The following is a 1,185-nucleotide window of genomic DNA, read 5'->3' as shown; positions in this document are numbered from 1 at the left end:
GTTAAAACCGTAGCTGTAAATTTCATTTTTATCGGTGAAATAGCCGCTATTTTGAGCCTGCGGTATAAAGTCGGTCCGATCTTCTATTTTTACGTTTAGCGCCTTGAAATATTGCAGCAGCTCATAATACTCTTTTACAGATACCGCATTTACTAAAAAGAAATTTCTGTTGTTAAATTTAACGACAAAATTTCTTTTTAACAGCCAAAGGCAAAATTTTGAAATTTACTGCTTTAAATCTGCACTGAATTTCAAAATTTTAAGCCATAAAATAAGATAAGATTTTAAAATTCTACGCCTTTTTTTGGTGTGAAAGTTTTTATTTTAGGATAAATACTACCGCTTTGATATTGATGCTTTTGTACGTATTTTACTTATCTCCATAGTGAGTTTTACACTGAGCTATTTCTATGGCGCCATTAGATATTCTAAATACGAGCCGATTTTTTCCATATATTCTAACACTATAAAGCCCCGATAAATTGCCCTTTAGCGCTTCGGGTTTACCTATACAATCGTAGCCGTTACGCTCTATGTCTAGGATTAACTTATTTATGCGCTTTAGGATATTTTTATCATTTTCCTGCCAATACAGATAATCCTTCCAAGCTTCTTGCGACCAGATTTTTTTCATTGATCCGCTTCTAACAAATCGTGCTCAATCCCGCTATTTTCCTTTAATTCGTCAAAAGAGCGCTTAAGATGAGATAAATTTTCGTGGCTGTAAAAGGGATCTGCCGTCAACTCGAAAGGAATTTTGCGTTCTTGCAATACTTTTTTAGCAAATATTGTAAAAGCAGTAGTTAAATTTAGCCCCATTTCAGAGCATACTTCCTCCAACCCTTTTTTAAGCTCGGCATCCATTCTAAAATTTACGTTTATAGATCGCGTCATATTGTCTCCTTTTTGATTGCATTATACATTATTTATATAGATAATGCAATGATTTATAAATGTGATTTGCTAAAACTCCATTACGAGAGAATACTATTAATGCTAAATCTAGCGAAATTTTAATTCAAAACGAAATATGCATACTAAGCGCGATTATGCATAAAAGTAGCGCCAGTGGGACATAGACAAAGCGCCCGATATCATACCAGAGCTTGCCGCGGACCCTATCTGCGCCTAGATTGATCTCATCTAAAATTTCATTCCGCTTAATCACCCAAAACCACGATATTG

At 34.6% G+C, this 1,185-nt stretch carries 2 protein-coding genes and 1 pseudogene; all 3 read right to left on the bottom strand.

Going from position 1 to position 1,185, the window contains the following annotated elements; all coding sequences use genetic code 11:
• Positions 1-370: 370 nt before the first annotated feature.
• Positions 371-634, bottom strand: a complete 264-nt coding sequence (locus tag Q0238_RS03170) for a Txe/YoeB family addiction module toxin (RefSeq protein ID WP_297942857.1) — start codon at positions 632-634, stop codon at positions 371-373.
• Positions 631-894, bottom strand: coding sequence for a type II toxin-antitoxin system RelB/DinJ family antitoxin (locus Q0238_RS03165; protein ID WP_295152683.1), 264 nt, complete (start codon positions 892-894; stop codon positions 631-633). Before Q0238_RS03165 ends, Q0238_RS03170 begins: the two co-directional genes overlap by 4 nt.
• A gap of 124 nt (positions 895-1,018) precedes the next feature.
• Positions 1,019-1,185, bottom strand: a pseudogene (locus Q0238_RS12245) (sodium-dependent transporter); the annotation flags it as partial.

Source organism: uncultured Campylobacter sp., assembly GCF_938045775.1.
Lineage (GTDB): Bacteria > Campylobacterota > Campylobacteria > Campylobacterales > Campylobacteraceae > Campylobacter_B.
This window is presented reverse-complemented; position numbering and strand designations above follow the sequence as displayed.